General features: G+C 64.2%; 13 protein-coding genes and 1 tRNA gene. 4 read left to right on the forward strand and 10 right to left on the reverse strand.

Annotation, left to right across the window (positions count from 1 at the left end):
* Positions 1-2: 2 nt before the first annotated feature.
* The 5 genes from AC1DZT_RS01430 to AC1DZT_RS01450 all read right to left on the reverse strand — a co-directional run bounded on the left by AC1DZT_RS01430 (position 3) and on the right by AC1DZT_RS01450 (position 5,034).
* On the reverse strand, positions 3-704 hold the full coding sequence (locus tag AC1DZT_RS01430; RefSeq protein WP_478004806.1) for a hypothetical protein: 702 nt from the start codon (positions 702-704) through the stop codon (positions 3-5).
* Positions 701-1,447 (reverse strand): hypothetical protein, encoded by a 747-nt coding sequence (locus AC1DZT_RS01435; RefSeq protein WP_478004807.1) that lies wholly within the window; start codon positions 1,445-1,447, stop codon positions 701-703. Before AC1DZT_RS01435 ends, AC1DZT_RS01430 begins: the two co-directional genes overlap by 4 nt.
* A gap of 130 nt (positions 1,448-1,577) precedes the next feature.
* On the reverse strand, positions 1,578-3,014 hold the full coding sequence (locus tag AC1DZT_RS01440; protein ID WP_478004808.1) for an NAD(P)-dependent oxidoreductase: 1,437 nt from the start codon (positions 3,012-3,014) through the stop codon (positions 1,578-1,580).
* A gap of 205 nt (positions 3,015-3,219) precedes the next feature.
* The gene (locus AC1DZT_RS01445) at positions 3,220-4,011 is read right to left on the reverse strand and encodes an undecaprenyl-diphosphate phosphatase (RefSeq protein WP_478004809.1); all 792 of its coding nucleotides are present in this window, start codon (positions 4,009-4,011) and stop codon (positions 3,220-3,222) included.
* Between the two features lie 39 nt (positions 4,012-4,050).
* The gene (locus AC1DZT_RS01450; protein WP_478004810.1) at positions 4,051-5,034 is read right to left on the reverse strand and encodes a complex I NDUFA9 subunit family protein; all 984 of its coding nucleotides are present in this window, start codon (positions 5,032-5,034) and stop codon (positions 4,051-4,053) included.
* 160 nt (positions 5,035-5,194) lie between these two features.
* Here AC1DZT_RS01450 and AC1DZT_RS01455 point away from each other — a divergent pair.
* Positions 5,195-5,279 (forward strand) — tRNA-Leu (locus AC1DZT_RS01455).
* 320 nt (positions 5,280-5,599) lie between these two features.
* On the opposite strand, the gene AC1DZT_RS01460 is transcribed toward AC1DZT_RS01455, so the two are convergent.
* Both AC1DZT_RS01460 and AC1DZT_RS01465 read right to left on the reverse strand, forming a co-directional pair.
* On the reverse strand, positions 5,600-6,247 hold the full coding sequence (locus AC1DZT_RS01460) for a sulfotransferase family 2 domain-containing protein (protein ID WP_478004811.1): 648 nt from the start codon (positions 6,245-6,247) through the stop codon (positions 5,600-5,602).
* 314 nt (positions 6,248-6,561) lie between these two features.
* Positions 6,562-6,828 (reverse strand): hypothetical protein, encoded by a 267-nt coding sequence (locus tag AC1DZT_RS01465; protein ID WP_478004812.1) that lies wholly within the window; start codon positions 6,826-6,828, stop codon positions 6,562-6,564.
* A 200-nt stretch (positions 6,829-7,028) separates the two neighbouring features.
* Here AC1DZT_RS01465 and AC1DZT_RS01470 point away from each other — a divergent pair, with 200 nt between their 5' ends.
* Positions 7,029-8,177 (forward strand): hypothetical protein, encoded by a 1,149-nt coding sequence (locus AC1DZT_RS01470; protein WP_478004813.1) that lies wholly within the window; start codon positions 7,029-7,031, stop codon positions 8,175-8,177.
* Positions 8,178-8,183: 6 nt separating this feature from the next.
* Here AC1DZT_RS01470 and AC1DZT_RS01475 read toward each other — a convergent pair whose 3' ends face one another.
* Positions 8,184-8,507: an ArsR/SmtB family transcription factor gene (locus AC1DZT_RS01475; RefSeq protein WP_478004814.1), complete on the reverse strand. Its 324-nt coding sequence runs from the start codon at positions 8,505-8,507 to the stop codon at positions 8,184-8,186.
* A 60-nt stretch (positions 8,508-8,567) separates the two neighbouring features.
* Entirely contained in the window at positions 8,568-9,380 is an 813-nt protein-coding gene (locus tag AC1DZT_RS01480; protein WP_478004815.1) for an SDR family oxidoreductase, read from the reverse strand.
* A 132-nt stretch (positions 9,381-9,512) separates the two neighbouring features.
* On the opposite strand from AC1DZT_RS01480, the gene AC1DZT_RS01485 reads away from it, so the two are divergent.
* Together AC1DZT_RS01485 and AC1DZT_RS01490 are read left to right on the forward strand one after the other, a co-directional pair.
* Positions 9,513-10,448, forward strand: coding sequence for a 2-hydroxyacid dehydrogenase (locus AC1DZT_RS01485; protein WP_478004816.1), 936 nt, complete (start codon positions 9,513-9,515; stop codon positions 10,446-10,448).
* 55 nt (positions 10,449-10,503) lie between these two features.
* Positions 10,504-12,171 (forward strand): thiamine pyrophosphate-dependent enzyme, encoded by a 1,668-nt coding sequence (locus tag AC1DZT_RS01490; RefSeq protein ID WP_478004817.1) that lies wholly within the window; start codon positions 10,504-10,506, stop codon positions 12,169-12,171.
* A 2-nt stretch (positions 12,172-12,173) separates the two neighbouring features.
* Here AC1DZT_RS01490 and AC1DZT_RS01495 read toward each other — a convergent pair whose 3' ends face one another.
* The gene (locus AC1DZT_RS01495) at positions 12,174-14,066 is read right to left on the reverse strand and encodes an FkbM family methyltransferase (RefSeq protein WP_478004818.1); all 1,893 of its coding nucleotides are present in this window, start codon (positions 14,064-14,066) and stop codon (positions 12,174-12,176) included.
* Positions 14,067-14,081: the final 15 nt, after the last annotated feature.

Below are 14,081 nucleotides of genomic sequence, written 5' to 3' on the forward strand. Positions count from 1 at the left end.
GATCAGGAACCTCCGAGAGATGAGTGGGGCAGGGAAAGCGACGACATCTGATCGTCGCATTCGAACAGCGGCAGGGTGGATGCGAAACCGGGCTTGCCCGGGGCGATGAATTTGACCGGCGCATTGTCGGACGGGGTCCAGGTGCCGTCCTCGGCCTCCCACTCCGAATGGCCGGAGAAGAAGGTCCGCCATTCGGGCGAGATGAACTCGTTGCCCTTGGAATGGCGCAGCACGGTGCCCTTGTCGTCGGTCTGGGTATATTCGTATTCGGTCTGCTTCAGCTTCACGCCGTCGATCGTCGCCGTCTTGCCGGTCAGCTTGTCGAAGCCCTTGATCGTGGTGTGGCTGCCGTCGCTTTTGGACAGGTTGAAGTCGAAGGTATCAAGCCCCTTGTCCAGAAGATCCGAGAAGGAGGCCGGGTCCTTGGGGTTGGCGTCCATGGTTTCCTTGGTCGGCGGGTCGATCTCGTAGCTTTCCAGCCACTGCGCCTCGCGGTCGATCTTGGACAGGAAATAGGGGCCGTTCGCGTCGTAATCGGCGCGCCACTGGTCGCCGGGCTTGTCGGCCTCGCAGGTGTAGAACTGCGAGACGATGCAGCCGCGCGACTGCACGGTCAGCTTGGCGGTGCAGCCCTTGGGCGGGGTGAAGGTGCCCGCCGCCGCCGGAGCAGCCAGAACGATGAACAGAAGGGCAAGGCGCTTCATGCAGGAACTCCATCGAAGGACGTGATTGGGGTAGCCAGGCTCAGGCTGCCGCCACAATAGGCCGGTTTGATCGTGTCAAAGCCGGGCTGGCCGGGAAGCTGGACGATCATCGGCCGGTGCGGGGTATCCTCGGGCTTGAACATCGTGCCGCCGGTGGCCTCGCCCGAGATATAGATGCCAAGCTCTGGCAGCAGATAGGTCTTCTCGATGCTGACGATATCGCCCATCGGCGCGGGCATGGTCAGCTTGATCGTCGAGTCGAGCACCGTGGCGCTTTGCCCCGCCATCGTCACCGTGGTGCCGGTGGATTTGAGCGCGACCGACAGGCGGATCGGCTTTTCGATCCCCATCAGCTGCATCTTGCCCTTGGCGCTGAACTTGCCCTGGCCGGTCTTTTCGACCTTGGCAAAGGGGGTCTCGGACAGGGAGGCGAGGTTGTTGCGGATCACCAGCCGCCCCTCCTGATCCGCCTGAAAGACCGGCGTGCCGTTCGGCGTGTTCAACCCGTAAAGATGCAATCCGTCGGCGTCATAGTTTTCCTCGCGGTAGACCGGGGCCGCAATGCCGCCGATCGCATCGCAGGCAAAGACCGCCGTTACTTCGCAATCGAGGTATTGCACCGTGGCGACCCTATGGCAGGAGGCGTCGCGCTGGCTGTAATAGGGCGCGCCCGCCGCGGCCGCGCCGGGAAGGCCCGTCACGGCCAGGGCCATCAGAAGGCCGGGCAGAACTGTCTTGCGCATTGCCGTCTTTCCCCGATCACGTCAGATCGCCTGACCAAGCCATTCATCACCCCGGCGCCGCGTCTTCCCTTTGTCTTCACCGAAGGAAGACGGAAGGAAGACGGAAGCCAGACTCGCCCCGCGTGCCGCCTTACTCTGCCGCAACCGAGGCCGCTTGCGACAGGTAGGTCAGGATCGCATCGGCTGCTTCACGCCCATCGCGGATCGCCCAGACCACCAGGCTCGCCCCGCGCACGATGTCGCCCGCGGCATAGACGCCGGGCAGGCTGGTCGCATGGCTGCGGAAATCGGCCTTGATCGTGCCCCAGCGGGTCACGGCCAGTTCCGGCACGCCCCAGAGCTTGGGCAGCTCTTCCGGCTCGAAACCCAGGGCCTGCACCACCAGATCGGCGGGTTCGATGTAATCCGCGCCTTCGATCAGCTCGGGCATCTGCCGGCCGCTGGCATCGGGGGCGCCAAGGCGCATCTTCTGCACCATGACGCCATCGACGGAAACGCCGCCGGTGAAGCCCTTCGGCGCCGAAAGCCAGACGAATTCGACGCCTTCCTCCTCGGCATTCTGCACTTCGCGCTGGCTGCCCGGCATGTTGGCCTTGTCGCGGCGGTAGAGGCACTTGACCGAGGTTGCCCCCTGCCGGATAGCCGTGCGCACGCAGTCCATCGCCGTATCGCCGCCGCCGATGACGACGACGCGCTTGCCCTCGGCGTTCAACTCGCCCGAGTCGAATTCGGCCACGTCATCGCCAAAGCTCTTGCGGTTCGAAACGGTCAGGTAATCCAGCGCCTTGACGATGCCCTTGGCGCCGACGCCGGGGGCCGAGATGTCGCGCGACTTGTAGACGCCGGTCGCGATCAGCATCGCGTCATGGCGGCCGCGGATCGCGTCGAAGGACAGATCCTCGCCGACCTTGCAGTTCAGAACGAAGGTGACGCCCGCCGCCTCCAGCTGTTCGATGCGCTGCATGACCACCGGCTTTTCCAGCTTGAAGCCGGGGATGCCATAGGTCAGAAGGCCGCCCGCGCGGTCATAGCGGTCATAGACCGTGACCTGCACGCCGGCGCGGCGCAGCACATCGGCAGCCGCAAGGCCGCCCGGACCGGCACCGATGATGCCCACGGTTTCCGGACGCTCGGCACCCGGCTTGATCGGCGCGACCCAGCCGTTTTCCCAGGCGAGGTCGGTGAGGTATTTCTCGACCGAGCCGATGGTCACGGTGCCATGGCCCGATTGTTCGATGACGCAGTTGCCTTCGCACAGCCGGTCCTGCGGGCAGATGCGGCCGCAGATCTCGGGGAAGGTGTTGGTGGCCTGGGACAGCTCGTAGGCCTCTTGCAACCGGCCCTCGGCGGTCAGGCGCAGCCAGTCGGGGATGTTGTTGTGCAAGGGGCAATGCGACTGGCAATAGGGCACGCCGCACTGGCTGCACCGGCTGGCCTGCTCGGCGGCCTTGGAAGCGGCGAACTGGCGGTAGATCTCGTGGAAATCCTCGGCGCGCAAATTGGCGGGGCGCTTCTCGGGTGTCTCCTTGCCCAGGGACACGAATTTCAGCATGCGTTGAACGGCCATCGGCAAAGCTCCCATATTCTCGCCCGGGTCCGGGTTGATACCCCGTGCCGAACAGAAATAAAAGTCAGTAATGCTGACCTATAAAAGCATTTCCCGGAAGATTTTCACCCTAAGCCACAATTTTAGGCGAAAAATGGGTCAGTAAAGGTTACCCAACTGTCATGAGAGTGTCAAAACCCCCAATTTCCGCAGGTGATTCGCAGGCTTAAGCGACGACGCCCACCGCCGAGAGGATCAGAAGCAGGCCGCCGAACAGGATGCGGTAGACCGCGAAAGCGGTGAAGCGGTGGCTGCGGATATAGGTGAGCAGCCATTTCACCGCGACAAAGGCGGTGACGGTGGAGACGACGAAGGCAATGGCCAGCCCGGTCCAATCCTCGGACCCGCCGCTGTGCATCTTCTTGAGAAGCTCATAGCCGCTGGCGGCATACATGGTCGGGATGCCGACCAGAAAGGCGAACTCGGTCGCGGCCGCCCGGTTCGAAGTGCCGATCAGCATGGCGACAAAGATCGTCGCGGCAGAGCGCGATGTGCCGGGGAACACCCCCGCCACCACCTGCGCCAGACCGACGGCGATAGCAACGCGCAGGGTGATCGTGGTGCGGTCGGGCTGTTTGGCCGCGAAATGCTCGGCCACGATCATCCAGACCCCGCCGATGACCAGAGCCCAGGCGATCGGCTGGATCGTGCTGGGCAGCTCCACCCCCAGTTTCTTGACCACGAGGCCCAGGATGGCGGTGATCAGGAAGGCGAGGATCAGCTTGATCAGGTAGCTTTGGTTCTTCGCATCCTGCCAGCCGGTCAGCAGGGCGACGATGCGCCGCCAGTAGATCAGCGTCACGGCGAGGATCGCCCCCGCCTGGATGACGATATTGTACATCTCCGACCGCGCGCCCAGCCAGTGTTCGGCCAGAAGCAGGTGGCCGGTGCTGGAGATGGGCAGGAACTCGGTGATCCCTTCGATCACACCCAGGAGGACATCGCTCAGATAACTCACGTCTATCCCCTTGGTCTGCTGACGAAATGTGCGGCCGGATCAGACCTTGCGCAGATTTTTGGCCGAATCGCGAATGGCGGCGAACTGGCCGGCATTGCGGTAGCGCCACAGATATTCCGGGATCACGGCGGAAAGGTTGGTGGCCTCGATCCCCAGATCGGCCAGGGTTTTGGCCCCGGGGGTGACGACATTGTCATGGTGCAGCTGGCGCACCTGGTCCAGCGTGAGGATGCGGTTCTTGAAGAGGCCCACCGTGATCGCCGAGATCAGGCCAAGCGCCCCGGCCATGACCGAGCCGACCCAGAACGGCAGGTTGATCACCATCCGGCGGCGCTGCACGACGCCAAGCATCCGCTGGATCAGCGCCTTCAGGCTTTCGGCATCCGGGCCGCCCAGCTCGTAGACGCCCGAAGCCTCGCCCAGCACGCCCTTGACGGCGGCCTGCGCCACGTCCTCGACATAGACCGGCTGGAATTTCGTGTTGCCGCCGACCAGCGGCAGGATCGGGCCCTTGGTCGCCATCGCGGCAAAGCGGTTGAAGAAGCCGTCCTCGTTGCCGAAAATCACCGAAGGCCGCAGAATCAAGGCCTTGGGGAAGGAAGCCAGAACCGCAGCCTCGCCCTCGCCCTTGGAGCGGGCATAGGCGGAGGTCGAACCCGCATCGGCCCCGATGGCCGACAGATGGACCAGAGTCGCAAGCCCGGCCTCTGCGGCAAGGCGCGCGATGCGCCCGGCACCGGCGGTCTGCACCGCGTCGAAATTGTTGGCGCCGCTGGCGTCGAAGGTGCCCACGCAATTGACCGCCGCATCGGCCCCCAGAAGCGCATTGGCCACCGAGGCATCGTCGCGGATGTTGCAGAAGACCGGCTCAACCTGACCGACCGCACCGAAGCTGCGCACGAACAGCGCCTCGTTCGGACGCCGCACGGCCACGCGGACCCGCCAGCCCTCACGCGCCATCCGACGGACGATATACCGTCCGACAAAACCGGAACCGCCAAAGATCGTGACCAGTTTGCTCATGAGGCCCTCGCAAGGTAGCGCCCAACCGGAATTCGGGGCGCGGGACGGGTTCTGAATACAGGCGTGACGTTCTGCCAGCAAGACCAAAGGCGGATGCGTTTTTTCCGATTCCCCCCGTTGACACCCCCGACAGGCGCGGCTAAACCCCGCTCCACGATACGCCCAGATGGCGGAATTGGTAGACGCGCTGGTTTCAGGTACCAGTGTTGCAAGACGTGGAGGTTCGAGTCCTCTTCTGGGCACCAATATCCCGAAAAGCCGTGCAATCCTCTGGATTGCACGGCTTTTTCTTTTCCGCCGCTGTTTTTCCCAACGCGGCGTTGGTGCGCCGGAGGTTTGGGCAAGATGATTGGCCGATCAAGCCGGGCTTGGTGCCGCCAGAGGTGTTTCCATAGAAGAGGGCGCGAGGGTGAGGGGCGGCTCAGGTGCTGGCAGGTCGGGCGGACTTGGAACGTGATTGGCCTTATCGCCCGCGCCTCGCCTGTTGTGCTTTGAGACGCGGAGAGGTCAGGCGCAATGAAGCGGCGTGGGTCGCAAAAACCGGGCGTTACACCCCGGGCATTGGTCAGGCCGCAATGTCGGTCAGATGCCGCATGCCCCTTTCGTTGATCGCTGCGATCCGGTCCATCATGGCGTAATCCTCGGCGTAAAACTCCCGCATGCGCGCTTTCAGGTCGTCGCTCAATTCGACCGAATCCCTTTTGATCTTGCTCGTGTTTTCACGGGGAATTGCCTTGTTGACCCCGAGGCTCCGGGCAATCGGCGAAAAATGGGTCGAGAGTTCCGCGTAGGGGATGATATAATCGACCAGAATTTCACCATCGGGTCCGCAGAAGAACTGGCTTTGCAGACGTTTCTTCCCGGTTGCGACAAAGATCTTGTTCCAGTCGTTCAGCTCCCAGAACTCTTCAAAGCTCATGTTGGCAGACAGCCCGGGCTTGATGTTATTGCCCTTGCGATAGCGATACCACGAGACGATCCACTCGATCGGGTCGCGCATGACGCCGAATTTGAAGAAGGTCCCGGCCTCGAACCCCGGTCTTTCGAAGAGGAAGGCGTAGTCCCGAAGCACTTGCGACATCCCGATGTGTTTTCGGGCGGGCGTGCCGCCGCGCGCAATTTCGCAAAACGGAAGCAGGAGGCTTTCAATGGATGTCGACGCGTTCTTTGTATTGGATACAAAAACAAACCTGTTTTTGACAGAAATGAGCATTGCTGCTGTCAACTCCTTGCCTGGTTCGGGGTGCAAATCACATTTTTTTGATGTGGCGGAGTTTGTCAACCCTAAGGTGGCGGCGCCGGGTCGGAAGCTGTCCTTGTAAAATCCTGCAGCGCTGATCCCGCCCGGGAATTGGGCGGCGTCCTGTCCAGCGAGGATTCAGCGCCTTGTTCTGCACGCACCTGTACCGAGTCCAATTCCGCGGGGACACCGGTGGCTTGTCCCCCTGGCGGTCGGATTGAAGCGGGATCTCCCTGAGAAGATGCGCAACCTGCGCTGCACGGCGGACAAGGGCAAAGCGTTGCGCGCTACTCTTCCGTTTGCAACGTGATGCCGTCCCTGCGGGCCGTGCAGTCGACAAACTCGTCCATGGTGCCGGGCGGGTAGATGACAAGCCCTTCGTCAGACCAGACAACGGAGAATGCATCGCTCCGGGTGTCGCTCGCATATTCGGCCTCGATTTCGATATCCTGACCGGGCTGGAGGGTATGAAGCTCCGGCCAGGGTTCAACGAACAGTAAGACCGGCCTGTCGGCTTTGTTTGCCAACATGAGTCTGGATTTTTTCGTCTCCATTGGGTCCCCTGCTTAAGAAGCCTTGGCCTTTTGCGAAACCGTCTGGCGGGCCTGCGCGACAGCATCGCCACTTTGACCGATTTCCCCCAAGGCCGCCCGACAATTCTGCGACCCGCTTCCGCAAAAGGCTTGCTTGGTTGCTTGCCTCTGTCAGTACTGGTCGGATTGCAGGGCTTTGCTGCGGTTTCAGGGGGGAAGCGATGGCGACGTTTACATTCACGGTGAAGCTCTGGCAGGCCACGCGGCCCTCGGAGGCCAAGGATCTGGGCGTCGGCGAGGCCATCAAGGGCGTGCTCGCCGCCTTCACCAAAAGCGAAACGACGATGACGGTGGCCGAATGTGACACCGCGGCGCAGAAGATGGATCTGCTGTCCACCGCCTTCACCAAGGCCGTCTCGAAGATGAAACCGCTGAAGTCGAAGGAGGCCACGGCGACCCAGGACAAGATCAAGCTCTGGGAGAAAGAGCTCGACAAGGCGCGCGAGGGGCTGACCAAGCGCAAGTACACGATCGACGTGGACCTCGTCTCGGCCAAGTACAAGGAAATCTTCGACGCCGCGGTGACCGAGCTGAAGAAGGAATTCATGGCCGCCGCCAAGGCCGCGAAGGAGGTCGAATCCCGTGGCTTCCTGCCGCCCAAGGAAGATGTGGTGAAATGGGTCAAGCTGGCGCAGGACTGCGCGGTGAAATTCTCCAAGACCTATATCCCGACCGCCGCGCGCGAGATCAAGAAGATCGTCAAGGTCGAGGATGTGGCCCTGCCCGCCAACCTCAAGGACAGCAAGGTCATGGTCAAATCGCTGACCGACTGGTGCACGCTGTTCGCCGAGGCGGCCAAGAAGAAGACCCAGACCGATGCCGATGCGCTGGACGACAAGAAAGAGGTCGAAAAGCAGCTGAAGGCCCTGTTCAAGGAGTTCCAGGATCTGGAAACCAAGATGAAGGTGCAGATCGCCTCCAGCCTGAACCTGTCGAACTCGGCCAAGATCACCGCCGAAAAGGCCAAGGCCGAGGTGACCAAGCCGGACAACCAGGCTCTGTCCAAGAAGGTGGCGGATGTGGCGTTGATCCTCAAGGACAACCTCGCGGCCACCCGCAAGGCGGTCAAGACGCTGAGCGACGGCTTCCAGAAGGACTCGGGCGCGCTGGCCAAGGGGCTGAAGGCGGTGAAGGGGCTGCCGGCCTATGATGAGAAGAAGTTCGGCGGGCTGATCAAGGACCGCCTCCATGCCGCCGAGATGAGCGTTGAGCAATGCGAAACCCCGCTGGCCAATGTCGACCGCCAGCTGGACCGGATCCGGCTAATGTTCTCGAAAAGCGATTATCAGGGTTATGCGGCCAAGCTTTAGGCGGGGTCAGTCCGGCGTGCAGAAGGCGTCGCGCAGTGCCGCGACGATCTTGGCGATTTCGGGCTGGGCGATGGTGTAGAAGACGCTCTTGCCCTGCCGGTCGGTCTTGACCAGCCCCTCGGCCCGCAGGCGCATCAGCTGCTGCGACACGGCCGGCTGCGAGGCGCCGATCGCCTGGGTCAGCTCGCTCACATTGCGCGGACCGTCGATCAGCTGGCACAGGATCTCCAGCCGACCCTCGTGGCCGAGGACCTTGAGGAAGGCCACGGCGCGGGGCAGGGCCTCATGGTGGCCGCGCGGGTCAAAGCGGGAGGGGGCGGTGGAAGGCATGGCATCGGTCCCGATGGTTCGGGGTCAAGATAGTATCATATTCCCGAAAGTAAATATGTCTCAGCCCAGCTGCAGCGGACCTTCGGGCACCGGCATGCCGCCCGCCACAGCACCCCAGACCGACTGGTCGAAGTTCACGATGGACCCGGTCATCAGCCCGGCATCGGCGGAGACGAGGAAATTGACCGCGCGGGCCGCCTCTTCGGGGTCCACCAGCCGGCCGAAGGGCAGGTTGGCGGCGGCCTTCGCCTCCCAGTCGGGGTCTTGCTTCGCCTGCAATTCGCGTTCGTGGTCCGAGGCCATCCAGCCGACGTTCAACTGATTGACCCTGATCCGGTTGGCCATGACCGAAAAGGCCGTGTTGGCGGTCAGCGTGGTCAGCGCGCCCTTGGAGGCGCAATAGGCGTTGATGAAGGGCTGCCCGGCCAGCGCCGAGATCGAGCCGATGTTGCAGATCGCCCCTTCGATGCCATCGCGGATCATCAGCCTGATCGCCTCCTGCATCAGGAAATAGGGGCCGCGGACATTGGTGGCGAAGATGCGGTCGAAAAGCTCGGGCGAGGTGTCGAGAATGGTGCCGCGGTCGGTCGCGGCGCCGGCGTTGACCAGAACGTCGATGCGGCCGAAGAGGCGGTCGGTCTCGGCAATGGCATGGCGGCAGTCATCGACCCGGGCGAAATCGGCACGCAGGAAATGGGTCTCAAGCCCGAAAGTGGCCTCGATGTCGCGGGCCGTCGCCTCGCCCCGGCGCAGGTTGCGCCCGGTGATCACCAGGCCCGCCGCCCCCGCCGCCGCCAACCGCCGCGCGATGGCCGCGCCAAGGCCCTGGGTCGCCCCGGTCACCACGCAGATCTTGCCATCCATCCGGTTCATGCCAACACCCCCCTGCTGCACGTCGAGCATAGTGCGGCGCGCCCTCCATCGCCAGCCGCAGGACACTTGGCGCTCGACGCGGCGGGTGGGGTTTTCTACTCTGCCGCAACCCCAAGGACCAAAGGCGCGACGATGAAACCCGATGTCTTGCAACTGAGCAGCTATCCCGCCTGGGATCAGCACCCGCTGGAAGAAGCCTTCACGCTTCACCCCTATCACGCGGCGCAGGACAAGGCGGCCTTTCTGGCCAAGGTCGGGCCAGAGATCCGGGCGATTGCGACAAGCGGTGGCGTGGCCACGCCCGCCGCGCTGATCGCGGCCTGCCCGAAGCTGGAGATCATCAGCATTTACGGCGTGGGCTATGATGCCGTCGATCTGGACTCCTGCCGGGCCCGCGGCATCCGGGTGACCAACACGCCCGATGTGCTGAACGACGATTGCGCCGATCTGGCGGTGGGAATGATGCTGGCCCTGGCGCGCGGCATGGTGCGGGCCGAGGATTGGGCGCGTTCGGGCGCCTGGGAGAAGGCCGCCTTCCCGCTGCAACGCCGGGTGACGGGGATGAAGGTCGGCATCCTCGGCCTCGGGCGGATCGGGCAGGCGGTGGCCGACAGGCTGCAGGGCTTCGGCACCAGGATCGCCTATTCCGCCCGCAGCGCCAAGGATCTGCCCTACGACTTCATCCCCGACCCGGTGGCCTTGGCCGCAAGGTCGGATGTGCTGATCGTCACCGCCCTCGCCAATGCCGAAACCCGCCACATCGTCAGCGCCAGCGTGATCGAGGCGCTGGGGCCGGAGGGTCTGCTCATCAACATCTCGCGCGCCTCCAACATCGACGAGGAGGCGCTGCTGGATGCGCTGGAATCCGGGCGGCTGGGCGGGGCGGCGCTCGACGTCTTCGAGGGCGAGCCGCGGATCAACCCGCGCTTTCTGCCCCTGACCAATGTGCTGCTGCAGCCGCACCACGCCTCGGCCACGGTCGAGACGCGCAAGGCGATGGGCCAGCTGATGCGCGACAACCTGACGGCGCATTTCGCGGGCCAACCGCTGCTGACCCCGGTGATCTGACGCTCGACACGCCCGTGCGGCTCGCCCATGATCGCGGCAAAACTGGAGGCATGTGATGCGGAACGGCGGGCAAATTCTGGTGGAAAGCCTGGTGGCTTTGGGCGCGGTCAAAGCCTTTGGCGTGCCGGGCGAAAGCTACCTTGCGGTGCTGGACGCGATGCATGACACGGCGGGGCGGTTCGACTATGTGCTGTGCCGCAACGAGGGCGGTGCCAGTTTCATGGCGGCCGCCTGGGGCAAGCTGACCGGCCAGCCCGGCATCTGCATGGTCACGCGCGGGCCCGGCGCCTCCAACGCGATGATCGGTCTTCACACCGCGCGGCAGGATTCGACGCCGATGCTGCTGTTCGTGGGCCAGATCGCCCGTTCCGACCGCGAGCGCGAAAGCTTTCAGGAGGTGAACTACCGCGCCGTCTTTGGCACGATGGCGAAATATGTGGTCGAGATCGACGAGACCGCCCGCATCTCCGAGCTTCTCGCCCGCGCCTGGACCACGGCCATCTCTGGCCGCCCCGGCCCGGTCGTCGTGGCCCTGCCCGAGGATATGCTGGCCGAGCTGAGCGATGTGCCTCCCCTTGCCGCCCCCCTGCCGCAGATCGCCGAACCCGCCCCGGATGCCCAAGCGCTGACCCGCGCCCTTGCGCTTCTGGCCGGGGCCGCGCGCCCGCTGATCCTGGCCGGCGGCACCGGCTGGACAGAGGCGGGGCGTGCAGCCTTGCGGGCCTTTGCCGAGGCTTCGGACATTCCGGTCGCCGCGGCCTTTCGGTGCCAGGACGTGATCGACCACAATGCGCGGGTCTTTGTCGGCGAGGCCGGGGTCGGCATGTGGCCGCATCTGGCCGAGATGATCCGGAACGCCGATGTGATCCTCGCCCTGAACCTGCGGATGGATGAGATGACGACGGGGGCCTATACGCTTCTGTCGGTGCCGCTGCCCAAGCAAAGGCTGATCCATGTTCACCCCGCGTCAGAGGAGTTGGGCAAGATCTATGTGGCGGCAGAGCCGATCCAGGCGGGGCCGAACGCCTTTTCCGCGGCGCTGAGCCCGGTTGCGGGGGATTGGGCCGATTGGCGGGCCAAGGCGCGCGGCCTTTACGAGACGGCTTTCGCCGCGCCCGCCCAGCCCTCGCCGGTCGATATGGCGGCGGTGATGACGGTGCTGGCGCAGGTTCTGCCCGAGGATGTGATCCTGACCAATGGCGCGGGGAATTTCGCGACCTGGCCCAGCCGGCATTTCCGCTTTGGCGCGCAGACGAGGCTTCTGGCGCCGCAATCGGGGGCGATGGGCTACGGTCTGCCCGCGGCCATCGCGGCCAGCATCGCCCATCCGGGGCGCCGCGTGGTCTGCTTTGCCGGCGATGGCGATTTCCAGATGAATTGTCAGGAGCTGGCGACGCTCGCCCAGCATGGCGCGACGCCGATTGTCCTGATCCTCGACAACGGGATCTACGGCACGATCCGCGCCCATCAGGAACGCCAGTTTCCGGCACGGGTCTTTGGCACCACGATGGTCAACCCCGACTTCGCCGAGGTCGCCCGCGCCTATGGGCTTTTCGCCGAAAGGGTCGAACGCACCGAGGATTTTGCCGCCGCCTTCGCCCGTGCCGTTGCGGCGGCAGAGGCGGGCCAGGGCGCTGTCCTCAACCTCGCCATCGCGCCCGAGGCGATTGCGCCGCGCCAAAGGCTGTCGACCCTGCGCGCCGCCGCGCTCAAACCTTCTTAAGCCTATTTGCGCAGCGATTTCATCATCGGCACATGCATCTCGAAGGAATCGAGATAGGCCCAGCCGTAGGAGGGGCCGAAACCCTTCAGCCGCTCTTCCAGCACCGCGACGTGGAAGCCGAAGTCGAGGGGCAGGAAGGCCGAGGTCGGCAGGGCGGCAAAAACCACCTCGCCCAGGGTCTTGCGGGCATAGACCCAAAGCTCTGCCGCGCCCTTGATGAAGGCGGGCCGCAGATCGGGGCGCAGGTTCGGGTAGATCCAGTTCACCGTGTTGATGAAGCTGCGCAGCATCGGGGCAAAATCGCTCCACCCGTCGGAAGCGCCGCGTTTCAGCAGAAGGCGGAACATTTCCAGCGAGTAGAAATTGCGCTCGTCATCGCGGCGGATGTCCTGGCCCGGATGCTGCCGGTAGCCATAAGAGACGCCGTCCAGCACCGGCACGTTATGCACCGCCTGCAGGGTCAGCATTTGGAAGATCTGATCGTCGAAGGCGCGGATATGTTCGGGGAACCAGATCTTGCGATTGTCGAGAAAGTCGCGCCGATAGACCCTTCGCCAGATCGAGGGCTGGCCCTGGCTCAGAAACCGCGATTCCAGCAGGTGGCAGGTGCCCGTGCCAAAATCGTGCCGGCGGGCGTGTTTCACGATGTCATCCGCCGCCTCGTAGGAGGGTTCGCTGCGCAAGCCGCCCGCGTCATCGGCGAACAGAAGTTCGAAGCCGCCCTGCACGATCTCTGCCCCGGTGTGGCGCGCAAGTTCGAGGAGACCGGCAAAAAGCCCCGGCCCCGGAATGTCATCGGCATCGACGAAGGCGATATGCGAGGCGGTCGAATGCATCCGCCCGTAATTGCGCGCCGAGGCGCAGCCGCCGTTGGGCTTTTGCAAGAGGACGACCCGCGGGTCATCGGCGAAATGCGCCCGAACCACCGCGGCGCAATCGTCGGTCGAGCCGTCGTCGACCACCAGCGCCCGCACCTCGCCGCTGTCGCCGTTCAGGATGCCCTCGACGCAGTCGACGATGAAATCACGGGAATTGTACATCGCCACGACCACATCGAGCCGCGGCTCCAGCGTTTCCCGGGTGCGGCGCAGGCCCAGAAGGGCGGTGCCGGCCAGCGGCAGCCAGGTCTGCCGCAGCCCCGCCGCCCCGGCAAAGACCAGCGCCGAAGGCACATGCGACCAGGTTTCGCCGATGATGTGATCCAGCGGGCAGGTCTTGAGGTCTTCGAGGATCTGCGCCTCGGACTTGGGGGCGAGGAGTTTCAGAAGCCGCGGCTTCAGCACCGCCAGCTCCCGCGCCGAAAGCGTTGGAACCGCAACTTCGGTGAAATCCTCCGCCGGTTCGGTGCCACGTTCCATATAGCCGAGGTTCTGGTCATGCCGGTTGAAGCCGCGGATCGGCAGCAGGGCGGCAAGCTCCTCCATCCCGTCCATCTGGCCAGAGGCCATGTCGGCGAGGATCTGGCGGGCGCGTTCGGGGTCTGCGGGCGCATCCTCGGCCGCGGAGCCGATGGCGAAGGGCAGGGCAATCACATTGGTCAGGCCCTGGGTTGCGATGTTCTGGCGCAGCGCCGCGAAAGTCTGCGGGTCGGGTTCAAAGCAGAAGACCTGCCAGCCCGGAAAGGCCGCGGCAAAGGGAATGGCGAAGGCGCCGAAGCCAGCGCCGATATCCAGCGCGAGGCCGGTCTGCGCCAGGGTCTGCGTCGCCAGCGCCGCCTGATAGATCATCTCCAGCCGCCAAAGCGAGTCGACCTGCAGGAAGTTGAACTGGGGCGCGTGCAGGTCGCAGCTTTGACCGAAGGCCTTGACCGTCACCGTCTCGGGGACCAGGGCTTGGCCGTCCAGCAGGGCTTCGATCAGATCGACTTCCGAAAATTCGGACACTGGGGCAGTCACGGAACCCACCTCCAT

This window comes from Rhodobacter sp. P1_C2, assembly GCF_056406375.1.

Excerpts from the sequence above, each read along its gene's own strand:
- AC1DZT_RS01465 (WP_478004812.1), bottom strand. The coding sequence starts at position 6,828 with ATGGAGACGAAAAAATCCAGACTCATGTTGGCAAACAAAGCCGACAGG.
- AC1DZT_RS01490 (WP_478004817.1), top strand. The coding sequence starts at position 10,504 with ATGCGGAACGGCGGGCAAATTCTGGTGGAAAGCCTGGTGGCTTTGGGC.
- AC1DZT_RS01470 (WP_478004813.1), top strand. The coding sequence starts at position 7,029 with ATGGCGACGTTTACATTCACGGTGAAGCTCTGGCAGGCCACGCGGCCC.
- AC1DZT_RS01435 (WP_478004807.1), bottom strand. The coding sequence starts at position 1,447 with ATGCGCAAGACAGTTCTGCCCGGCCTTCTGATGGCCCTGGCCGTGACG.
- AC1DZT_RS01485 (WP_478004816.1), top strand. The coding sequence starts at position 9,513 with ATGAAACCCGATGTCTTGCAACTGAGCAGCTATCCCGCCTGGGATCAG.
- AC1DZT_RS01480 (WP_478004815.1), bottom strand. The coding sequence starts at position 9,380 with ATGAACCGGATGGATGGCAAGATCTGCGTGGTGACCGGGGCGACCCAG.
- AC1DZT_RS01430 (WP_478004806.1), bottom strand. The coding sequence starts at position 704 with ATGAAGCGCCTTGCCCTTCTGTTCATCGTTCTGGCTGCTCCGGCGGCG.
- AC1DZT_RS01440 (WP_478004808.1), bottom strand. The coding sequence starts at position 3,014 with ATGGCCGTTCAACGCATGCTGAAATTCGTGTCCCTGGGCAAGGAGACA.
- AC1DZT_RS01450 (WP_478004810.1), bottom strand. The coding sequence starts at position 5,034 with ATGAGCAAACTGGTCACGATCTTTGGCGGTTCCGGTTTTGTCGGACGG.
- AC1DZT_RS01460 (WP_478004811.1), bottom strand. The coding sequence starts at position 6,247 with ATGCTCATTTCTGTCAAAAACAGGTTTGTTTTTGTATCCAATACAAAG.
- AC1DZT_RS01475 (WP_478004814.1), bottom strand. The coding sequence starts at position 8,507 with ATGCCTTCCACCGCCCCCTCCCGCTTTGACCCGCGCGGCCACCATGAG.